The sequence below is a fragment of the Sphingobium sp. C100 genome (genome assembly GCF_000508185.1).
GTDB lineage: Bacteria > Pseudomonadota > Alphaproteobacteria > Sphingomonadales > Sphingomonadaceae > Sphingobium.
In genome coordinates, this window is sequence record NZ_AYOY01000153.1 from 12,241 (window position 1) to 31,215 (window position 18,975).

Consider the following 18,975-nt stretch of genomic DNA (forward strand, 5'->3'; position numbering starts at 1 on the left):
GTCGGCGGCGTCAGGCTCTGCAAGGGGCAAGATATGAACAGGGCTGAAGCCATGATGAAAGAGGAGGCGCTCGCGTGGGTCATCCGCACGCGGGATCCCCGATTTGACGACTGGGAGGCCTTCACCATCTGGCTGGAGGGCGATCCTGAACGCGCGACCGCCTATGATGCGCTGATGATGGCGGACGCGGATATGGCGTCCATCCTCCCGTCCGAACCCGTGGCCATGCCGGTCGCCGCCAATGATGCGGGGACGCCGGGACGCCACATCTGGCGCTGGGCGGGCGGCGGCGCGATCGCCGCGGCGCTGGTCGCGGTGGTGTCCATCGGCATGATGAACCGCACCGACATCTACACCGTCGCGACCCGGCCGGGCGAAACGCGCAGCATCGCGCTTCAGGACGGCACGAAGATTGACCTCAATGGCGGCACCAGCCTGCGCCTGGACCGCAAGGACGCGCGCTTCGCCGCGCTCGACAGCGGCGAAGCGGCCTTCACCGTGCGCCATGATGCCGGCGATCCCTTCCGCGTCACCGTGGGCGATGCCGTGTTCGAGGATGCCGGGACGATATTCAACATCGTCCATGTCGGCGGCGCGACGCGCATCGGCGTGTCGGAAGGCAAGGTGATCTATAATCCGGAGGCGGAGGCGATCGCCCTGCCAGCGGGCCGCGCTCTGACGGACGATGCCGAAGGGCTGCGCGTCATGGATGTGGCGCCCGCCGCCGTGGCAAGCTGGCGCCAGGGCCGCCTGGTCTATCTCAACGCCACGATCGGTCAGGTCAGCCAGGATATCGGCCGGTCGCTGGGCATCACGGTCAACGCCACGCCCGCCGCGCGGGCGACGCGCTTTACCGGCACGATCCGGCTTGACGATGATCCGGCGCGTTTCTTCGCCGGCGCCGCGCCGCTGATGGGCCTTTCCGCCGTGCGTCAGGGCGATGCATGGCTGTTGCAGGAAAGCCCCCCCAAGGAAGGAAATGCGCCGCAAAGCTGACCTTCTTCTCGTCACCGCCCTTGTCATAGCGAGCGCAGCGCCCGCGCAAGCGGCGGACAGACAGGCTATCAGCATCGCCCCCGGCAGGCTGGGCGAGGCGGCGATCACGCTCGGCCGTCAAACCGGCGTCAGCATCGGCATGTCCGACCAGTCGCTCGCGGGACTTGCGACCGGTCGGGTCGACGGCACATTGTCCGTCGATGCAGCGCTCAAGCGCCTGCTCAAGGGCACCGGCGCCACCGCGCGGCGGATCGATGCCGCGACCTGGCGCATCGAACGCGCCCGGCGCCGGCCCTCCACGGCGACGAGGCCACGACCCGTCCCGGTGGCACCCGCGCCCGACCAGCCACCGGCCGAGATCATCGTCACCGCCTCCAAGCGCGACACGCCCCTGCCCCGCTATGCCGGCATGGTGGAAGCGCTGGACAATCGCGCCTTCACCAGCGGCGAAGCGGCGAACGGCACCGCGACCCTGCTCGCGCGCATCGCCAGCCTGAGTTCCACCCATGCCGGCAATGGCCGCAACAAGCTGTTCATCCGCGCCATCGCCGATTCCGGCGTCGCCGGGCCGACCCAGGCGACGACGGGGCAATATCTGGGCGACATGCGCCTCAACTATGCAGCCCCCGACCCGGACCTGAAACTCTATGATGTCGGACGGGTGGAGGTGCTGGAAGGGCCGCAGGGCACGCTTTACGGGGCGGGCTCGCTGGGCGGCATCATCCGCATCATGCCCAACGCCCCCAATCTGGGCCAATTTGGCGGGCAGGTGTCGGCGGGACTCTCCGCGATCCAGCATGGCGATCCGGGCGGCGACCTGTCCGCCACGCTCAACCTGCCCATCGTGGCGGAAAAGCTGGCGCTGCGCCTGGTCGGCTATGGCGTCCAGGAAGGCGGCTATATCGACGACGTCTATCGCGGCAAGGATGACGTCAACCGCGTCCGCACCTGGGGCGGTCGTGCCGCGCTGCGCTTCGCACCGGACGAGGACTGGACGATCGACCTCAACGGCGTCTACCAGCATATCGACGGTGACGACGCCCAATATGCGACCCGCTCGGTCGGCCGGCTGGAACGCGCATCGGCCGTGTCGCAGCCTTATTTTTCCGACTATCTGCTGGGCAATGTGCGGATCGAGCGACAATGGGACAGCCTGCGCTTCATATCGTCCACCGGCCTTGTCCGCAACGAACTGGCCGAAAGCTATGACGCCACCCAGCCCGACGGCGCCCCCGCGCTGTTCCGCCAGAATAACAAGGTCAACATCTTCTCCACCGAAAACCGGCTGGTGCGCGACCTCGACAATGGCCTGGGCTGGATATTGGGCGCGTCCTATCTCCAGAGCACATCCGAAATTCACCGATCGCTGACGTCCTTCGGCACGGCGAACGTCCAGCCGGAGGTCATCCCCGGCGTCCCGGTCTATGGCATGGGCCTTGCCGCCGCCGCGACCGGCGTTCGCAACGAAGTCAGGGAAGCCACGCTGTTCGGGGAAGCATCGTTCGAACCGGTCAAGGGGCTGATCGCGACGGTCGGCGGGCGCCTTACCAACAGTCGCCTGTCGGGCGAAGCGCTTGATCCTGTCGCCGCCCTCTCCTCCGCCGACCTCGCTCGTGCCGAAGCCCAGGCCGACCGCAACGAGACCATTTTCCTGCCCTCCGCCTCGCTCCTGACCGACGCCATTCCTGACATCACCCTCTATGCGAAATTCCAGCAGGGCTTCCGTCCCGGCGGGCTGGCGGTCGATGACCAGCGGGTGCGCCGCTATCAGAATGACCGTATCTCCACGGTCGAATTGGGCTTTCGCAAGGGCGTGCCGGGCCGCGATGCGATCGCCCTCAGCGCCAATGTCGCCTATACCGACTGGCGCGATATTCAGGCCGACGTGACCGATCGGATCGGCCTGCCGACCACCGCCAATATCGGCGATGGACGCATCTATACGGTCGAGGGACGGATCGTCGTGCGGCCGACGCCAGCGCTCACGCTGGACGGCAGCTTCATCTACAATGACAGCCGCCTCAGCCAGCCGGCGCAATTTCTGCGCGCCCTGTCCTATGAAGGACAATCGCTATCCCTGCCCAATGTCGCCAATCTGGGCGGACGGCTGGCTTTCGACTATCGCGCGCCGCTGGCGAACGACCTGGACCTCCATCTGAGCGGCGCGGCCCGCTACGTCGGCAAGTCGCGCCTGGGCGTGGGGCCGATCCTGGGCCAGACCCAGGGCGACTATGTCGACACCAGCCTGACCGCCAGCGTGACGCGCGGCCCCGTGCAATATTCGCTGTCGCTGACCAACCTGCTCGACAGCAACGGCAATCGCTTCTCGCTCGGCACGCCGTTCGACCTGCGCTCCGACTATTACACGCCGCTTCGCCCGCGCACCGTGCGGATCGGGATGGATTTCGCCTTCTGACGCAAATCTGAACATCTGTTCATCGCATTGCCGGACGGAAAGCACCGCCCGGCGTCGTCCCATGCGGACGCGCGCCTGAAATATGCAGCGCGACACGCAGAGGAGACATCATGCGACATCTACTGGCCTGCACGGCCATCGCTCCCGTCCTGGCGGCCCTGACGGTTGCGGACGCGGCGGCGGAAACCACGATCAGCACCGCGACCACCGCGCCGGTCAAGACCTCGACCGTGGCCAGCGGCGCGGCCGACGACATCACCATCAGTTCGGCAGGTTCGATCACGCTGTCCAGTGGCGCGGCCGTCACGGCCGACAGCAGCAACGACGTGTCCAACGCCGGCGCCATCACGATCAACGACGCCGACAATGTGACCGGCATCCTGGTCGCGCCCGGCGCCACCGGCGACATCACCAACAGCGGCACCATCACTCTGACCGAGGATTATACGGCCGAGGATGAGGATGACGACGGCGACATCGACGGCCCGTTCGCCAAAGGCAGCAACAAGAACGCCATCTGGGTGCAGTCCGGCGCAGGCCATAGCGGCGACATCACCCATAGCGGCACGATCAGCATCGAAGGCAATCAGTCGGCAGGCATCCGCCTGGACGGCGCGCTGACCGGCGACCTGGCCACCAGCGGCACCATCACCGTGATCGGCGACAACAGCTATGGCGTTCTTGCCAATGATGTGACCGGCGACGTCACGCTGCGCGGCGCCATTTCCGCCACCGGCGAAAACAGCGTCGGCGCGGCGCTGCTGGGCGATGTCGATGGCGCGGTCAAGATTCAGGGCGGCATCGTCAGCAACGGCTATCGCTACACCACCCGGCCCAGCGACACCGACATTCTGGACGACGACGATCTGCTCCAGGGCGGCTCCGCCCTCGTGATCGCCGGCAATGTCAGCGGCGGCGTGATCTTCGACATTCCCCCGGTCGCGGGCGACGATGATGACGAAGACGATACCGACATTGACGATGACGGCCTGACCGACAGCAGCGAAGGCAGCGCATCGGTCGTGACCTATGGCTCGTCCGCCGCCGTGCAGGTCGGCGCGGCCGATGCCGACACGGTGATAGGCGCCGTCGCCGCCGACGAATCCGGCTATGGCCTGATCGTCAATGGCGGCATTGCCGGCTATGGTGTCTATGACGGCGTCGATGCCAATGGCCTGGTCATCGGCGGCCTTGGCGGCAATGTCGACATTGCCAAGGGCATATTGGTCGATGGCACGGTCGCCGCCGTTTCCTATGACAGCAACGCGACCGCGCTGCGGCTGGGATCGGGCGCGAGCGCCGGGACGATCGAGGTCGGCGGCGTGGTCGGCGCGACCGGATCGGCAAAGGAAGGCACCGCCGCGCGCGGCATCGTGATCGACGCCGGCGCCAGCGTGAACAGCATCAAGATCAGCGGCACGGTCGCGGCGGCGGCGCTGGATGATGAAGACGGCACCGCCATCGCCATCCTCGATTCCTCGGGCACTGTTTCCAGCCTCAGCAACACCGGCGCCATTTCGGCGAGCGGCGGCGGCACCAACACCGCGATCGACCTCAGCGCCAACAGCAGCGGCGTCACGCTGACGCAGGCGCTGGCCGACGAAGACGCCAGCGCGCCGGGCATCATCGGCGACATTCGTCTGGGTTCCGGCGATGACGTCATGACCGTATCTGCGGGCACGATAGCGGGGGATGTCAGCTTCGGCGCGGGCGACGACAGCCTCTCGCTGTCCGGCACATCGACCCTGACCGGCGACACAGCCTTCGGCACGGGATCGGCCACGCTGACCCTGACCGACAGTGCCGCGATCGTTGGCGGCGTTGATTTCGGCGGCGGCAGCGGTACGATGACGCTGGGCGGCACATCGTCGCTGACGGGCGCGATCAGCAATGCCGGCGGCACGCATGTCGTGCTGAACGGCGGCACGCTCGACGCCAGCAACGCCGGCAGCGTCGCGCTGGCCTCGCTCTCGGCCAGCGGCACGTCGACCATCGGCGTCACCATCGACGCGGCGAACGAGACCAACACCCTGTATGACGTGGCCGGCGCCGCCAGCTTCGCCACCGGCTCGCAGGTCAAGGTCCACCTGACCCAGGTCGGCGGATCGGACGGCGACTATGTCATCGTGAAGGCCGGTTCGCTCACCGGTGCGCCCACGCTCGATACCGAAACGCTGCTCCCCTACATGTTCAAGGGCAGCCTGACCGGCGACGGCGCCGCCGGCACCGTGACCCTCTCCATCGCCGCCAAAAGCGTGTCGGACCTTGGCCTCAACGGATCGCTGGCGCGCGCCTATTCGGCGATCTTCAACGCGCTGGACAATGATACGGACATCGCCAACGCCTATCTGGGTATCAATGACGGCAGCACCCTGACCGCCAATCTGCGCCAGATGCTGCCTGATCATGCCGGCGGCACGTTCGAAGCGGTCACCGCCGGATCGCGCGCTACAGCCCGTATCCTGTCGGACCCCAACGGCATTTACCGCACCAAGGACGGGCGCCTGGGCTTCTGGCTGCAACAGGTCGCTTTCGGCAGCGCCAAGAGCGTGGGCAGCACCGCATCCTATGACATTAATGGCTGGGGCGCGGGTGGCGGCGTCGAATATCTGACCGATCTCGGCGCGTTCGGCGGTTCGCTCGCCTATATCCACGGCAGCGATTCGAGCGGCAGTTCCAACAATGCGGTCGATTCCGACCAATATGAACTGGCGGCGCACTGGCGCGGCCAATGGGGTCCGCTGCTCGCCTTTGCCCGCCTGTCCGCCGCGACGATCAACTTCGCGGGCACGCGCCACTTCGAAAATGGCGATGTCGTGCGCACCGCCAATGGCAAATGGGACGGCAAGCTCTATTCGGCGACAGCCGGCGCATCCTATCAGTTGCAATTCAACCGCTTCAGCCTGCGGCCGGCCGTCGGCATCGACTATTATCGCTTGAAGGAAGACGGCTATGCCGAAGCGGGCGGCGGCGACGCGTTCAACCTGACGGTGCTGGGTCGCACCAGCGACGAAACGACCGCGAACGGCACCGTCACGGCCGGCTATGACTTCGGCAGCCTGAACCCGGTCGATGGCTGGGTCCGGCTGGAACTGGAAGGCGGTCGTCGCCAGATCATCGGCGGATCGCTGGGCGACACCACCGCCTATTTCAAGGATGGGGACCAGTTCACCCTGGTGTCGGAAGACCGGACCAATGGCTGGACCGGCCGCGCCCGCCTCTATGGCGGCACGGACACATTCCGCATCGGCGGCGAGTTCGGCGCGGAAGAACAACAGGATCACGTCGCCATCTCATTTAGGGCGACGGTTAACTTCGTCCTGTGACGTCTTGAACATGAACAGGCGGGCCACACCCCACAGACCCTCCCGGTCCGCCTGTTCCGCCGCGGCATATATCCCTCCCCAAGGGCGCCGCGCATAAAAGAGGGGCGTCGTCAGGGTTAGACCCCGACGGCGCCCCTTATTTTTGTGGCAAAAACGCCGTAATTAATCGGCCTTCACCTCGACCGGTTTCAACTTGGCGCTCACGCTCTCGAAATTGGCCTTGTCGGATGGCGACAAATTGGGACGGCCGGCCATGATGCCCATCGAAATATTGCACTTCGAATAATAGGTTTCGCCCGGCTCAACCTCCAGCCGCAACATGTCGGTAGCCTCGCTTTTGACCGAATATTCGTGAATGCCCGGATCAGCATAGACGATCGCAAACCTGCCCGGCGGCAAGCTGGTCAGCCTTTCGCCCTTTTCATGCACTGCGCAGGAAATCGCGGCGCCCACCAGGCCCCCCTTGCGGAAGAATATGATCTTTCCCTTGCCTTCGGGAATATCGGCGATCGGCGCCTCCGGCGCAGCACCATCTGCCGCCTCAACCGGGACATCCTGCGCTGCAACCGATGTCGCGCAGCCGAGCGCCATTAGCGCCAGAATCACATGGCTCTTCATTCTATACCCTCCACTTGAAATTCAGTTGCCATCTGCTGGAAGCACATATGGAAGATCGGCCACCAGTTTGGCCTGCCCTCTCGCACCGACCGGCACATCGACGTCGCCGCCCCCTATGAACAGCACGACCGGCACCGCGATCAAGCCGACCAGGGCTGCTTCATCCGTGCGACCCGTCCCTGTCTGCGCGAAGTGAAAGCCCCGTAGGGCAATCTTCCGACCCTGATGCTCGATGAAACGCGCCGCCAGAATCAGTTCCCCGGCCTTGCCTGCGGCACGCGCACGCGCCGCGTGGATCACTTCGCCCTCACCCAATGCACCGACCGGGACAACTGCGGCGCCGCCCAGCGCTACAGGCACCGTCGTGCGAATGCGAAACCGATCGCCCGGTTTGGACAGCTTGGAATTGAGCGAGTCCAATATCTCGAAATATACATAAGTCCCCGCCGGGACGTAGGTCGCTATCGGCGATGATGGCGCCATGGCCGGATCAGTGGCGGCCTGCACGGCAGTGCCAAGGCCCACGCCAAACAACGCAGCGGCACACAGCCAGATGCGCGACATCCTACCCCCTCAGGCCCCGAATCCCCCCGATTCGCATGGACCTGAACACGCGTTTATCGCGTGATTTTACAGGCGTATAGAGCGAAGAAGCGGACCGGCTTACGCCAGCCCCTTCTTCACTGCTTCATTCACCACCTGCGGGTTGGCCTTGCCCTGCATTGCCTTCATCGTCTGGCCCACGAAGAAGCCGAACAGCGCTTCCTTGCCGCCCTTATACTGGGCGACCTTGTCCTGATTGTCGGCCAGCACCTTGGCCACCGCCGCTTCGATCGCGCCGGTGTCGCTGGTCTGCTTCAGACCCTTTTCCTCGACGATCTTCGCCGCACCCTCGCCGGTTTCCAGCATGATCTCGAACACCTGCTTGGCGATCGTTCCGCTGATCGTGCCGTCTGCCACCAACGCCAGCAATTCGGCGCCTTCTTCGGGGCTTACCGGGCTATCTTCCAGGCTTTTGCCAATCCGGTTGAGCGCACCATAAAGCTCGGACAACAACCAGTTGGCCGACGCCTTGGCCACCTCGCCCTCGCTCTTCTTCTGGATGCGCGCAGCCTCGGCCAGCAGCGCTTCGAACCAGCGGGCCGTATCGGCGTCGGCGGTCAGGGTCGCGGCATTATAGGCGGACAGGCCCAGATCCTGCTCGTAGCGCTTGCGCTTGGCGTCGGGCAGCTCGGGCAGCGACTGGCGACACGCCTCAAGAAAGGCGTCGTCCAGCTCCAGCGGCAGCAGGTCGGGATCGGGGAAGTAGCGATAGTCATGTGCATCCTCCTTCGACCGCATCGACCGGGTTTCGTTGCGGTCGGGATCGTAGAGGCGCGTTTCCTGAACGATCTTGCCGCCAGCCTCCAGCACATCGACCTGTCGGCTGGCCTCATGCTCGACCACGGCCATGACAAATCGGACCGAATTGACGTTCTTCGTCTCGGTGCGGGTGCCAAATTCCTCGCCGGGCTTGCGCACCGACACGTTCACGTCGGCGCGCATCGACCCCTGATCCATATTGCCGTCGCACGACCCGACATAGCGCAGGATCGTTCGCAGCTTCGACAGGTAAGCCCCGGCTTCGGCGGGCGAACGCATGTCCGGCTTCGACACGATTTCCATCAGCGCCACGCCCGACCGGTTGAGGTCGATATAGGAGCTGGTCGGATGCTGGTCGTGCATCAGCTTGCCGGCGTCCTGTTCGACATGGATGCGCTCGACGCCGATCACCTTGGTGCTGGTTTCCGGGTTCTTCTCGTCCAGCACGATCTCGATCTGTCCCTCACCCACGATCGGGTGATAGAGCTGGCTGATCTGATAGCCCTGCGGCAGATCGGCGTAGAAATAGTTTTTGCGGTCGAAGCGCGACCATTTGTTGATCTGCGCGTCGATCGCCATGCCGGTGCGCACCGCCTGACGAATGCATTCGCGATTGGGCACGGGCAACATGCCCGGCATGGCCGCATCGACCAAGCTGACCTGCGTGTTCGGCTCCGCGCCGAACGCCGTCGCGGCGCCCGAAAACAGCTTGGCGTTCGACGTCACCTGCGCATGGACTTCCAGGCCGATCACGACCTCCCACTCGCCGGTTGCGCCCTGGATGCGATAGGTTGATTCGGTCATCAGTCGTCCTTCGATGGCGTAATCAAAGTCACGCCGGGAAAATAGCTACGATAAAAACGCGGGTCGCGCGTCAGGATGGTTGCGCCGATGGATTGGGCGTGGCCGCCGATCATAAAGTCGGCTAGGATAGATTTGGCCGCCCCCGGCTGCTTTCTACGGCGATGAGCCTCAAAGGCTTGTCCAGCCAAGAATGCCCCCTCCGGCATCAGGGGTTCGACGTCTATAAGCATGGCAGCAAGAAGGGTGCGCAACTCATCCAAAACTTCGAACCTGGGCGCCATTTCGCCGATCACCACCGGGTTCACGAATAGATAAGCGCCCAATGCGGCACGATCGATATTGGCAGCAGACCATTCAAACCAGCGGGGATCACGGTCCAAAACATCAATGAGCACGTTTGAGTCGATAAGGATCACGGTTCGTAACTACCCCGTATCTCCCGCATATACTCGTCCGTGCTCATGCCGTCAGGATTGGGGTATTTTCCGGCAATCGCATTGATGGCCTCGCGCACACGCCGGCTTCGCGCCGCCGCTTCTTCCGGGGTAAAGCCCAACGGCGCCACCACAACCTGTCCTGCCTCATTGACCTGAACCTTGTAGGGCTGGCCAGGCGCCAATCCCGCCAGGTCACGCATGGCTTTGGGGATCAATATCTGACCCTTGCTGGTCATGGTTCCGGTTTCAATCTTGATCGGCGCGTTCATCTGCCTTCTCCAGTGTTACCAAGGTAACACTTTGGTCAAATCATTACCACCACTTGTCCGCGCGCGCAGTAAAGCCCGCGCGCTCTTCCAGCGCCAGCCCCGCGTTCAGCACGGTCTGTTCGTCCAGCGCGTTGCCGATGATCTGAAGGCCGAGCGGCAGGCCGCCTGCGTCGAGGCCACCCGGCACGCTCATCGCCGGCAGCCCGGCCAGCGAAGCCGGCACGGTGAAGACGTCGTTCAGATACATGGCCAGCGGATCGGCCTGCTTCTCGCCCAGGGCGAAGGATGCGCTCGGCGCAGTCGGCGTCAGCAGCAGGTCGCATTGTTCGAACGCCAGTTCGAAGTCGCGCGCGATCAGCGCCCGCACCTTCTGCGCCTGGGTATAATAAGCGTCGTAGAAGCCCGCCGACAGCACATAGGTGCCGATCATGATGCGACGCTTGACCTCCGGCCCGAAACCGGCGGCGCGGGTCGCGGCATACATGTCCTGCAAGCCCGCCCCATCGGGCAGGTCGCGCTGGCCATAACGCACGCCGTCATAGCGGGCGAGGTTCGATGAAGCCTCGGCCGGGGCGATGATATAATAGGCCGGCAGCGCATATTTGGTGTGGGGCAGCGACACCTCCACCACATCAGCGCCCGCATCCTTCAGCCATGCAACGCCGCGATCCCACATGGCGGAGATTTCGGCGTTCAGGCCATCGGGACGATATTCCTTGGGAATACCGACCGTCTTGCCACGCAAATCGCTCGACAAACTGGCTTCCCACTGCGGCACGGGCAAATCGAGGCTGGTCGAATCCTTGGAGTCAAAGCCCGCCATCACCTCCAGCAGGATCGCATTGTCACGCACCGTCCGCGCCATCGGCCCCGCCTGGTCGAGCGAGGACGCAAACGCCACGATGCCCCAGCGCGAGCAGCGGCCATAGGTCGGCTTGATGCCGCTAATGCCGGTGAAGGCGGCGGGCTGGCGGATCGAGCCGCCGGTGTCGGTGCCGGTCGCCGCCGGGCACAGCCGCGCGGCGATGGCAGATGACGACCCGCCGGACGATCCGCCCGGCGCCAGCGCGGCATTGTCGCCGCCGCCCCGCTTCCACGGGCTGATGACATTGCCGAAATAGCTCGTCTCGTTGGAGGAGCCCATGGCGAACTGGTCGAGGTTGAGCTTGCCCAGCATCCCCGCGCCCGCCGCCCACAGCTTGCCCGATACGGTCGATTCATAGGTCGGCACAAAGCCTTCCAGCATATGGCTGGCGGCGGTCGTCTGCACGCCCTGGGTGCAGAACAAATCCTTCATGCCGATCGGCACGCCCGCCAGCGGACCCAGCGGCACGCCTGCGGCCTTCGCCTTGTCGGCCGCGTCGGCCGCTTCCAGCGCCTTGTCCGGCGTTTCGACGATGAAGGCGTTCAGCGCCTTGGCAGCGGCGACATTGGCGTTGAAGCCTTCCGCCACGTCGCGCGCGGAAAAATCGCCCGCGCGGAAGCCATCGCGGATTTCGGCTACGGTAAGATCGGTCAGTTCAGTCATTTTCCAACCCGTCATGCTGCAATTGCTTCAGCATCCATTTGATCCGGCAAACCGGCCTTCCCCGTGGGGCGCGAGATCCTGAAACAAGTTCAGGACGATCGACAGACGCCTCAGGCGTCACTCGATCACTTTGGGCACCGCGAAAAAGCCATGTTCGGCCTGCGGCGCATTGGCCAGCACCTTGTCGCGGACATTGCCGTCGGTCACGACATCGTCGCGCAGCCGTTGATGATTGGGGATGACGGCGGTCATCGGCTCGACGCCGGTCACGTCCACTTCGCCCAGTTGCTCCACCCAGCCCAGGATGTTGTTGAGTTCGGGCACCATTGCCTCGGCCTCGGCATCGCTCACCGAAATGCGCGAGAGGCTGGCGATTTTTTTCACGGTCTGAAGGTCTATCGACATGGGCCGCCGCTACCACCCGCGCCCGTCCGCTTCAAGCGGCTTTCGCGCCCCTTGCGCGCATCCGTCCCTTGCGCCAGACAGGAGCGCAAAGGGGGCCGATGCTCCCGTGGGTCGGAGAGACAAGGGTGGCGCGCAAATTCCTCTATGTGGTGGCGGGGCTGGTGGTGCTGGTGATCGCCGCTTTTGCCATATATGCGATATGGGGAAATGCGCTGATCCGCATGGTGATGGTGCCGCGCGAGCCATTCACCCAGCTGCAACCGCTGCCCGACAATGCCTATGTCGACGCAAAGATGTGGATCGCCCGCCCCGACATCGTGAAGGACAATCCCGCCCTGTGGACGCCCGCCGGCGCGACCAGGCCGGCGGCCTCGCCCAAGGCCGCGATCTTCTTCATCCACCCCACCAGCTACATCACCACATTCGGCGACGCGCACTGGAATGCGCGACTGGACGACAAGGAAACCGACGCCACCGCCCGGCGCTTCGTCATGAGCCAGGCGAGCGCCTTCAACGCCGCCGGCGCGGTGTGGGCGCCGCGTTACCGTCAGGCCAATTATGGCGCCTTCCTGACCGGCGAACCGGCAGGCGACAAGGCGCTGGCAGCGGCTTATCGCGACGTCGCCCAGGCGTTCGCCGCCTTCCTGAAGGCCAATCCGACCGGCCCGTTGATCCTGGCGGGCCATAGCCAGGGGTCGCGCCACCTGCTCCAGCTGCTGCGCGAACAGGTTGCGGGCAGGCCGGTGGCCGACCGGATCGCCGCCATCTATGCCGTCGGCTGGCCCGTATCGGTGGAAGCGGACCTGCCTGCGCTCGGCCTCCCCGCCTGCGCCCGCCGTGACCAGGCGCATTGCATCGTCAGTTGGCAAAGCTATGCCGAACCGGCCGATCCGTCCGCTGTGGTGGAAAGTTTCGAACGCAAGACCGGTTTCACCGGAATGCCGCACAAAGGCACGCATATGCTGTGCACCAATCCCATCACCGGCGCGTTCAACGGCGCCGCCCCGGCCAGCGCCAACAAGGGCACGCTCGACGCGCGCGAACAGGGCCAGCCGCCCAAGCTGGTCCCCGGCATCGTCCCGGCGCGCTGTGACACCAGCGGCGTGCTGATGATCGGGGAGCCGGTCGACATGGGGCCGTTCACCCTCCCCGGCAATAATTACCACGTCTATGACTACAGCCTGTTCTGGGCGAATGTGCGTGACGATGCGCAGAAAAGATTGGCGGCCTTCGTCGGGACGTGACAGGGCGGCGCCATGACATTGGTAACAACGGATCGCGTGGTTTTTCGCACCGCACTGCCGCAGGGCGGCCGCCTGATCGGCATGGATGTCGGCACCAAGACGATCGGCCTCGCCCTGTGCGACGCGGGATGGTCGATCGCCAGCCCCGCCCATACGATCAGCCGCGGCAAGTTCAGCAAGGACAAGCCTGTGATCGCCGCCTTCATCGCGCAGCAGCAGGTGAAGGGCATCGTCATCGGCCTGCCGCTCAATCTCGATGGCAGTTCGTCGCCGCGCGCGCAGGCCAGCCGCGCCTTCGCCCATAATCTCGCCGACCTCGATCTCCCTATCCTGCTGTGGGACGAACGCTGGTCAACGCAAGCGGTGACGCGCACCCTGCTGGAAGCCGACGCCAGCCGCGCCCGCCGCGATGAACTGGTCGACAAGCTGGCGGCCAGCTACATCCTTCAGGGCGCGATCGACGGGCTGGTTGCAGGGCTGGAATAGCCGCGCACGACGCAGGGGCCTTCATCCCGGCCCCGCCTCATCCCTCGAACGCAGCGATGATCGGGCATGGCCCGCCCTCTGACGCATCACATTGCCGCGCCAGCCGCGCCAGCGCAGCCCTTGCGCCTGCCAGTTCCGCGATCTTGACGTCCAGCGCCGCGATCCGCTCGGCGGCCAGTTCGCGCGCCCGCGCCCGGTCTTGCCCGGCGTCCAACCTGAGCAACTCGTCAATCTGTTCCAGGGTAAAGCCCGCCGCCTGCGCCGACCGGATGAAGCCCAGCCGCCGCGCATCGGCCGCACCATAGCGCCGCACGCCCGCGCCGCGCAGCGGCGTGTCGAGCAGCCCGCGCCGCTGATAATAGCGTATCGTTTCCACATTCACGCCCGCCGACCGCGCCAGACCGGAAATCGTCATGTCCATCCCTTGACTCCGTACCATGGTACGGAACCTATATGGGCTGCATCCGCTGATCTTTTAAGCGCCCGCCCATGTCCAAGCCAATTTTCGAGGATGCGACCATGACCAGTCCAGCCCCCAGACGCGCCAGCCTCTATCGCATGGTGATGCCCGACCATATCTGCCCCTATGGCATCAAATCGCGCTGGCTGCTGAAACGTCATGGCTTCGCGGTGGACGATCACTGGCTTGGAAGCCGCGCCGAAACCGACGCGTTCAAGGCCGAACATGACGTCAAGACCACGCCCCAGACCTTCATCGACGGGCAACGTATCGGCGGCCATGACGACCTGCGCCGCTATCTGGGCCTCTCGGTGCGCAATCCCGAAGCGACCAGCTATGTCCCGGTGCTCACCGTCTTTGCGGTCGCGGCGCTGCTGGCGCTGGCGCTGAACTGGCTCACTTTCCTCCCGCTGCTCTCGCTCGTCACAATCGAACGGTTCATCGCCATCACCATGATGCTGCTGGCGATGCTGAAGCTTCAGGATGTCGATCGTTTTTCGACCATGTTCCTGAACTACGACCTGCTCGCCCGCCGCCTGCCGCCTTATGGCCAGGCCTATCCCGTGCTGGAACTGGCCGCCGGCCTGCTGATGCTGACGCGCGTCTTTGACTGGCTGTCGATTCCGATCGCCCTGTTCATCGGCGGCGTCGGCATGGTGTCGGTGTTCAAGGCCGTCTACATCGACAAGCGTGAACTCAAATGCGCCTGTGTCGGCGGCGGCAGCAACTTGCCGCTCGGCTTCGTATCGCTGACCGAAAATGTCATGATGGTGGCGATGGCGCTCTGGATGCTGGCCGGGGCCGCGCCCTGAAGACGCATGGAGGTGAGGAAAGCCAGCCCTACTCCTCGTCCCGCGCATAGACATCGGGCAGGAACTGCACCCCATGCGCGGTCGGCACGGCGGTCAGGTAGGTGAGGTAGACCGGCACCGGTTGCGGCAGCGGCACATGCTGCTCCGGCGCGTCGCTCTTCGCCTTGGGCGTTTCGCCGAAGAACCAGCGACCCAGCCGCTGCGCATCCTCCAGCCGGACGCAGCCATTGCTGAAATGCCGGTCATCCTTGGCGAACAAATTGCGCTGCGGCGTGTCGTGCAGATAAATGCCCAGGTCATTGGGGAACATGAACTTGATCTTCCCCATCGCGTTGCCGCCCCCCGGCAACTGGCGCACGCGCACTTCCTGCCTCCCGGCCGCCACCGCGTTCCAGTCGATCGCGCTCTGCGCCAGCGGCGCGGGGTTCGCGCTCCAGTCGGCCAGCGCCTCATAGCGCATTCCCTTGAGCGACCCGCCATTCAATATCTTGGGCGCCACCTTGTTCTCGACCAGGTCCGGGGGGATATTCCAATAGGGATTCAGCGTCGCATAGCGGATCATGCCCGCCATGAACGGAGTCTGCGTCTCCTTCGTGCCGGCCACGACCTTCATCGTGCCGTCCAGCGATCCCTTGCTATAATACCACAGGCGCGCGGACGCAGCGTCGACCACCACATTGCGCGTCCACGGGCCAGGCAGCAGCCGGGCGCGTTCGATGTTCATCGCCAGTTGCCGGCGATAATAGTCAGGCCCGTGGTTCAGCGCGGCGATCGTCATCGCGCCGGCTATGCCGTCGGGTTTCAGCCCATGGTCGCCCTGAAACGCCTTCACCCGGTTGACGAGCGCCTTGTCATAGCCGCCGCCGGGTTTCAGCCCCAACCGCTCGCGCAACATGGCGATCTCCGCCCCCTTGCCGCCCGGACGCATCCGGGCATCGGGGATGGTGAGCGCGGGCAGGTCCGCCCATGTGTCGGCATAGGTCCGCCGCGCATTGCGAAGCCGCATGTAGAGCGGGCTCATCCAGCCGGCGGTCTGGATATAGTCGGCCAGCGACGGCGCCAGCGCGGCGGAACGCAATATCTCCGTCGGCCCGGCGTCGCGCGGCTCCACCTCCTTGTCGAGATAGCGCATCTTAACGCTGCGCGACGGCCGGCGCATGTCGGCGACCAGTTCGGCAAATGCGCGCGACAGCGCCAGATCGGCGCGCGCCAGCAGCTTGGGATCGCCACCGACATCGGCTTCCGCGATCCGGCGTCTCAGATCGCGCGCGTCATAATCGCGCGGGTCCAGCCCATCGGCCTCGCTATCCTCGATGATGGCGATCAGCGCATCGGCCTGCGGGCCGATCCGGTCCTTCTCCACCCAGAGCGGCCAATAGCCGCGCCGGCCATAGAAATCCTTATACTTCCCGCCCACCTGCGCACGAATTTCGGCCGCGACGCTGGATCTTGCGGCCTGCGCGGCATCGACCTGCGCTTTCACCGCCTGGGGCATCATGGCGGCGACCAGCAGGCAGGGGATCAGCCGCGTTCTCCCGCGCGCGGCGGCGGCGGCGGGGGCGGCGGCGGACAGGGCGGACCCTGGACTGCGTGATAAATGCCATCGGCGGTATAATAGCCGTCGACATAGCCGTCGCCGTCACGATCGGCGGCGACGGTGCCGGCGATCGCGCCGGGGCCGACGGGCGGCGCGCTCGTGACCGGCGCCTCATTCTTCGAACAGGCGCTCAAGGCCAGCAGCCCACCGGCGGCCAAAGCCATATATTTCAGTTGCATAACATCTCCCTAGACGCAGCGGCGGCAGAGCCGCCTCGCGCCGTTAGACCTCTTCGCCGCGACCCGTGCGACCTCGACCCAACGTGCCAGACGGCGGAACGAATCCATTACCCGATCGAAATGACGGCCAACCGTTGTTTTTCAGCGTCAGGCCGTTATGCCGCCGCCCACGCGGCCGACGCCAGGCCCTGCGCATAAAGCAGCACCGACAGGTCGCCATGGACGATCTCCGCCGCGGCCGCCGCGCGCGTCTTGGGCTTGGCATGATAGGCAACGCCCAGTCCCGCGCCTTCGATCATCGGAATATCATTGGCCCCATCGCCCACCGCCATGGTCAGCGCACGGTCGATCCCGCCCGCGATCGCCGCCTCCAGTTCGGCCCGCTTGCGCGCGGCATCGACGATCGGCACGGTCACGCTGCCCAGCAGCGCGCCGTCGGCGATCTCCAGCACATTGGCCACCGCCGCGTCGAAGCCGATCTCCTGCGCCACCGGCCCGGTGAAACGGGTGAAGCCGCCCGACACCAGCAAAGTACGTGCGCCGCGCGCCTTCATCGTGCGGACCAGCGCCCTGGCCCCGCCCATGATGACGACGCGTTCGGCGCGGCAACGGTCGATCGCCGCATCCTCCAGCCCCTTGAGCAGCGCCACCCGCTCATGCAGCGCCCCGGCAAAGTCGAGTTCGCCGCGCATCGCCCGCTCGGTGATCTCGGCAATCTGCGGCTTGATGCCGGCATAGTCGGCCAGTTCGTCGATGCACTCGACCGTGATCATGGTCGAATCCATGTCCGCGATCAGCAGCTTTTTCTCGCGCGTCGCGGCGGGCTGGACGATGACGTCGATGCCCTGCCCGACATCGGCCAGCGCCGCCCGCGCCGCCACCGGATCGGCGGCGAAAAACAGGTCCGCCGCCTTGTCCGCGTCCAGCCAGGCTTTATCGCCCGGCTGGCATCCCGCCTCGCGCAGCCGGTCGGCGGCGGCCGCAATATCCCCCTGCCCCATCGATCCACTTGCCACTAAGGTCGCGACGAACATGAACACTCCCGCACATCAGCCGGGCGAATCCCGCCCACCGGTCGCGCTTATTGCCGGGCCGACCGCCAGCGGCAAGAGCGCGCTCGCCATTCGCCTCGCCCGCCTCTCCGACGGCATCGTCATCAACGCCGACGCCAGCCAGGTCTATGCCGACCTGCGCCTGCTGTCCGCCCGCCCTTCGGCCGAGGAGATGGGCGACGTGCCCCATCGCCTCTTCGGCCATGTCGACGGCGCGCAGGCCTGCACCGCCGCGCGCTGGGCGGCCGAGGCGAAGGCGGAAATCGACGTCGCCCATGCGGCTGGCCGATTGCCCGTGCTGGTCGGCGGCACTGGCCTTTATATCCGCACCCTGCTCGACGGCATCGCCCCGGTGCCGGACATCGACCCGAACGTGCGCGCCGCCGTCCGCGCTCTGCCAGTGGCGCACGCGCACGACGCGCTCCGCCGCGAAGACCCCGAAGCCGCCGCCCGCCTCGCCCCGGCCGACACGACCCGCGTCGCCCGCGCGCTTGAAGTGATCCGCTCGACCGGCCGCCCGCTCAAGGACTGGCAACGGCATAAGGAAGGCGGGATCGGCGATCGCATCGCCCTCTCCCCGCTCATCCTCCTGCCGCCGCGCGACTGGCTGGTGGATCGGTGCGACCGGCGCTTCGTCCAGATGCTCGATCAGGGCGCGATTGCCGAGGTGGAGGCGCTGCTCGCCCGCCGGCTCGATCCCGCTCTGCCGGTGATGCGCGCCATCGGCGTCCCCGACATCGCCGCCTTTCTGGCGGGGGACAGCGATCGCGCGGCGATGATCGAGCGCGGCCAGCGCGCCACCCGCCAATATGCCAAGCGCCAATATACCTGGTTCGCCAACCAGCCGCCGGCGTCCTGGCCGCGCGAAGCGCGACAAATAGATGATAAAATAGCCGATGAATTAGCAATTAAGTTACAACATTAGCGCTTGACCAGCCATTTTATGTCCACTAGAGGCAGGCGCCTTGCCATTGCTGGCGCACT

At 65.4% G+C, this 18,975-nt stretch carries 18 protein-coding genes; 7 read left to right on the forward strand and 11 right to left on the reverse strand.

What is annotated here, in order from left to right:
• Positions 1-51: 51 nt before the first annotated feature.
• The 3 genes from C100_RS37970 (at position 52) to C100_RS37980 (ending at position 6,738) form a co-directional block, all read left to right on the forward strand.
• On the forward strand, positions 52-996 hold the full coding sequence (locus C100_RS37970; protein WP_024020324.1) for a FecR family protein: 945 nt from the start codon (positions 52-54) through the stop codon (positions 994-996).
• Positions 980-3,412: a TonB-dependent receptor domain-containing protein gene (locus tag C100_RS37975; RefSeq protein WP_024020325.1), complete on the forward strand. Its 2,433-nt coding sequence runs from the start codon at positions 980-982 to the stop codon at positions 3,410-3,412. Before C100_RS37970 ends, C100_RS37975 begins: the two co-directional genes overlap by 17 nt.
• Positions 3,413-3,522: 110 nt before the next feature.
• Entirely contained in the window at positions 3,523-6,738 is a 3,216-nt protein-coding gene (locus C100_RS37980; RefSeq protein ID WP_024020326.1) for an autotransporter domain-containing protein, read from the forward strand.
• A gap of 162 nt (positions 6,739-6,900) precedes the next feature.
• On the opposite strand, the gene C100_RS37985 is transcribed toward C100_RS37980, so the two are convergent.
• The 7 genes from C100_RS37985 to gatC form a co-directional block, all read right to left on the reverse strand.
• The gene (locus C100_RS37985; protein ID WP_024020327.1) at positions 6,901-7,356 is read right to left on the reverse strand and encodes a DUF2846 domain-containing protein; all 456 of its coding nucleotides are present in this window, start codon (positions 7,354-7,356) and stop codon (positions 6,901-6,903) included.
• A 21-nt stretch (positions 7,357-7,377) separates the two neighbouring features.
• A complete protein-coding gene (locus C100_RS37990; protein WP_024020328.1) occupies positions 7,378-7,920 on the reverse strand; it encodes a hypothetical protein in 543 nt (180 codons plus the stop codon).
• A 99-nt stretch (positions 7,921-8,019) separates the two neighbouring features.
• Positions 8,020-9,522 (reverse strand): Asp-tRNA(Asn)/Glu-tRNA(Gln) amidotransferase subunit GatB, encoded by a 1,503-nt coding sequence (gene gatB, locus C100_RS37995; protein ID WP_024020329.1) that lies wholly within the window; start codon positions 9,520-9,522, stop codon positions 8,020-8,022.
• Complete coding sequence (locus C100_RS38000; protein ID WP_024020330.1) at positions 9,522-9,938, reverse strand: type II toxin-antitoxin system VapC family toxin; 417 nt, start codon at positions 9,936-9,938, stop codon at positions 9,522-9,524. The genes gatB and C100_RS38000 overlap by 1 nt, the downstream gene beginning before the upstream one ends.
• On the reverse strand, positions 9,935-10,228 hold the full coding sequence (locus tag C100_RS38005) for an AbrB/MazE/SpoVT family DNA-binding domain-containing protein (protein WP_024020331.1): 294 nt from the start codon (positions 10,226-10,228) through the stop codon (positions 9,935-9,937). Before C100_RS38005 ends, C100_RS38000 begins: the two co-directional genes overlap by 4 nt.
• A gap of 43 nt (positions 10,229-10,271) precedes the next feature.
• Positions 10,272-11,756 (reverse strand): Asp-tRNA(Asn)/Glu-tRNA(Gln) amidotransferase subunit GatA, encoded by a 1,485-nt coding sequence (gene gatA, locus C100_RS38010; protein WP_024020332.1) that lies wholly within the window; start codon positions 11,754-11,756, stop codon positions 10,272-10,274.
• 117 nt (positions 11,757-11,873) lie between these two features.
• A complete protein-coding gene (gatC, locus tag C100_RS0124840) occupies positions 11,874-12,161 on the reverse strand; it encodes an Asp-tRNA(Asn)/Glu-tRNA(Gln) amidotransferase subunit GatC (protein WP_031309649.1) in 288 nt (95 codons plus the stop codon).
• Between the two features lie 125 nt (positions 12,162-12,286).
• Here gatC and C100_RS38015 point away from each other — a divergent pair, with 125 nt between their 5' ends.
• Positions 12,287-13,405, forward strand: a complete 1,119-nt coding sequence (locus C100_RS38015) for a DUF3089 domain-containing protein (protein WP_024020333.1) — start codon at positions 12,287-12,289, stop codon at positions 13,403-13,405.
• A 12-nt stretch (positions 13,406-13,417) separates the two neighbouring features.
• The gene (gene ruvX / locus C100_RS38020) at positions 13,418-13,891 is read left to right on the forward strand and encodes a Holliday junction resolvase RuvX (protein ID WP_024020334.1); all 474 of its coding nucleotides are present in this window, start codon (positions 13,418-13,420) and stop codon (positions 13,889-13,891) included.
• 37 nt (positions 13,892-13,928) lie between these two features.
• Here the strand turns inward: ruvX and C100_RS38025 are convergent, their stop codons facing one another.
• Complete coding sequence (locus tag C100_RS38025; protein WP_024020335.1) at positions 13,929-14,312, reverse strand: MerR family transcriptional regulator; 384 nt, start codon at positions 14,310-14,312, stop codon at positions 13,929-13,931.
• Between the two features lie 98 nt (positions 14,313-14,410).
• Between C100_RS38025 and C100_RS38030 the strand changes: the two genes are divergently transcribed.
• Positions 14,411-15,163 (forward strand): MauE/DoxX family redox-associated membrane protein, encoded by a 753-nt coding sequence (locus C100_RS38030; RefSeq protein WP_031309651.1) that lies wholly within the window; start codon positions 14,411-14,413, stop codon positions 15,161-15,163.
• 28 nt (positions 15,164-15,191) lie between these two features.
• Here C100_RS38030 and C100_RS38035 read toward each other — a convergent pair whose 3' ends face one another.
• The 3 genes from C100_RS38035 to serB form a co-directional block, all read right to left on the reverse strand.
• Positions 15,192-16,661 (reverse strand): L,D-transpeptidase family protein, encoded by a 1,470-nt coding sequence (locus C100_RS38035; RefSeq protein ID WP_024020337.1) that lies wholly within the window; start codon positions 16,659-16,661, stop codon positions 15,192-15,194.
• 23 nt (positions 16,662-16,684) lie between these two features.
• A complete protein-coding gene (locus C100_RS38040; RefSeq protein WP_024020338.1) occupies positions 16,685-16,939 on the reverse strand; it encodes a hypothetical protein in 255 nt (84 codons plus the stop codon).
• 155 nt (positions 16,940-17,094) lie between these two features.
• Positions 17,095-17,973 (reverse strand): phosphoserine phosphatase SerB, encoded by an 879-nt coding sequence (serB, locus tag C100_RS38045; protein ID WP_024020339.1) that lies wholly within the window; start codon positions 17,971-17,973, stop codon positions 17,095-17,097.
• Here serB and miaA point away from each other — a divergent pair.
• Positions 17,972-18,916 (forward strand): tRNA (adenosine(37)-N6)-dimethylallyltransferase MiaA, encoded by a 945-nt coding sequence (gene miaA / locus C100_RS38050; RefSeq protein ID WP_024020340.1) that lies wholly within the window; start codon positions 17,972-17,974, stop codon positions 18,914-18,916. The genes serB and miaA overlap by 2 nt on opposite strands.
• Positions 18,917-18,975 lie beyond the last annotated feature (59 nt).

Bases quoted from the DNA above. Each gene is read 5' to 3' on its own strand.
- C100_RS37985 (WP_024020327.1), bottom strand. From the start codon at position 7,356: ATGAAGAGCCATGTGATTCTGGCGCTAATGGCGCTCGGCTGCGCGACA.
- C100_RS38040 (WP_024020338.1), bottom strand. From the start codon at position 16,939: ATGCAACTGAAATATATGGCTTTGGCCGCCGGTGGGCTGCTGGCCTTG.
- C100_RS37980 (WP_024020326.1), top strand. From the start codon at position 3,523: ATGCGACATCTACTGGCCTGCACGGCCATCGCTCCCGTCCTGGCGGCC.
- C100_RS38025 (WP_024020335.1), bottom strand. From the start codon at position 14,312: ATGGACATGACGATTTCCGGTCTGGCGCGGTCGGCGGGCGTGAATGTG.
- C100_RS37990 (WP_024020328.1), bottom strand. From the start codon at position 7,920: ATGTCGCGCATCTGGCTGTGTGCCGCTGCGTTGTTTGGCGTGGGCCTT.
- gatA (WP_024020332.1), bottom strand. From the start codon at position 11,756: ATGACTGAACTGACCGATCTTACCGTAGCCGAAATCCGCGATGGCTTC.
- C100_RS38035 (WP_024020337.1), bottom strand. From the start codon at position 16,661: ATGATGCCCCAGGCGGTGAAAGCGCAGGTCGATGCCGCGCAGGCCGCA.
- C100_RS38005 (WP_024020331.1), bottom strand. From the start codon at position 10,228: ATGAACGCGCCGATCAAGATTGAAACCGGAACCATGACCAGCAAGGGT.
- gatC (WP_031309649.1), bottom strand. From the start codon at position 12,161: ATGTCGATAGACCTTCAGACCGTGAAAAAAATCGCCAGCCTCTCGCGC.
- miaA (WP_024020340.1), top strand. From the start codon at position 17,972: ATGAACACTCCCGCACATCAGCCGGGCGAATCCCGCCCACCGGTCGCG.
- C100_RS37975 (WP_024020325.1), top strand. From the start codon at position 980: ATGCGCCGCAAAGCTGACCTTCTTCTCGTCACCGCCCTTGTCATAGCG.
- serB (WP_024020339.1), bottom strand. From the start codon at position 17,973: ATGTTCGTCGCGACCTTAGTGGCAAGTGGATCGATGGGGCAGGGGGAT.
- C100_RS37970 (WP_024020324.1), top strand. From the start codon at position 52: ATGATGAAAGAGGAGGCGCTCGCGTGGGTCATCCGCACGCGGGATCCC.
- ruvX (WP_024020334.1), top strand. From the start codon at position 13,418: ATGACATTGGTAACAACGGATCGCGTGGTTTTTCGCACCGCACTGCCG.
- gatB (WP_024020329.1), bottom strand. From the start codon at position 9,522: ATGACCGAATCAACCTATCGCATCCAGGGCGCAACCGGCGAGTGGGAG.
- C100_RS38030 (WP_031309651.1), top strand. From the start codon at position 14,411: ATGACCAGTCCAGCCCCCAGACGCGCCAGCCTCTATCGCATGGTGATG.